This is a genomic window from Shimia abyssi (assembly GCF_003014475.1).
GTDB lineage: Bacteria > Pseudomonadota > Alphaproteobacteria > Rhodobacterales > Rhodobacteraceae > Shimia > Shimia abyssi.
The window spans coordinates 1-1,317 of the sequence record NZ_PYGJ01000045.1 but is presented as its reverse complement, the minus strand read 5'-3'; the positions used below and the strand labels follow the sequence as shown (position 1 = coordinate 1,317).

Sequence of the window (1,317 nt, the reverse complement as noted above, 5' to 3'; positions counted from 1 at the left end):
TTGGGGATGATATGGTGCGCCGCGAGAATGCTTCATGCCCTTGTCTTGTAGCCATTCTGCCAAGTCGCCTGAGACGTAACTGGACCCATTATCACTGAGCAGTCTTGGCTTGTGGACGATGTGAACCTGATCACAGCCAGATGCCTGCAAAGCCAGATCGAGGGTGTCTGTCACATCCTCAGCCCGCATATTGGTGCAGAGCTTCCACGAGATAATGTAGCGGCTGTAATCGTCCAGGATCGTGCTGAGATAGAACCAGCCCCAACCGAGAACTTTGAGATAGGTAAAGTCGGTCTGCCAAAGCTGGTTGATGGCCGTTGTCTTATGTTCGAACTCGTTCGCGGCCTTCAACACGATGAACGCTGGGCTGGTGATTAGATCATGTGCCTTGAGTGTGCGGTACACAGTCGATTCCGATACAAAGTACCGTTCTTGATCTGTGAACGTCACCGCCAACTCGCAGGGTGACAGCTCTGTCTCCTTCAAGGCGAAGTTGATGACTTTGCGTTTCACCTCGTCGGGAACGCGGTTCCAAACGTGCTTTGGTTTGGGAGATCGATCTTGCAAGCCAGCTTCGCCGCGTTGCAGGTATCGGTCGTACCAACGGTAGAATGTGGTGCAAGGGATACCCAGCTTGACCAATGTACGACGCGCTGACAGATGACTTTCTTCAACCAGCCGGATGATCTCCAGCTTCTCGGATGCAGCCCTTTCATCGCTGCAAGCAGCGACTGCCGGGTGACAGATATCTCATTCTTGATCGCCCCCATCCATTGCCCGGAAGGGCACTGCGCAGCAATGTCCCGAGAGGGGCCGACCATGCTTTTTTTGAGCAGCCGAAGTTCCAGCGTTTGTTCCGCCACACCCTCCTTCAGGTCGCGAGCCTCACGGCGCAGGTCTTTAACTTCATCGGGTGTCGCAGCACGGGCCGTGTCGCCCGCCAGTCGCTTCTTTCCCTGTCTCGGCTCTCTCGAACCGATGGCATTCACCTCGACAGTCCATGAAGTCCTTCGACCATTTGTAGTAAACGCCCTGGGAAAGCCCCTCACGGCGGCAAAGCTCAGCAATGCTGTCTTCACCACGCAGGCCATCCAGCACGATCCTGATCTTGTTCGCCCGATCACTCGGACCAATGGCGTTCGCGGGCTCACTCAGCCGAATACTGTTTGCGCGTGGCCCGTTTGATGTCTTTGACGATCTTCTCGCCGGGGCTCTTCGTTGTCTTTTTCATGTCCCACTCCTCAGTGGTCACGATGAGCCAGAAACTCTCCCTTATCAAACCGCCCTATTTGGACCCATAAGCGCTGACGTCAGACA

Annotated in this window: 1 pseudogene; it reads right to left on the bottom strand. The window is 55.0% G+C overall.

The annotated features are described in order from the left end of the window. Positions 1-1,231 (bottom strand): annotated as a pseudogene (locus CLV88_RS23535) (DDE-type integrase/transposase/recombinase); the annotation flags it as partial. Positions 1,232-1,317: the final 86 nt, after the last annotated feature.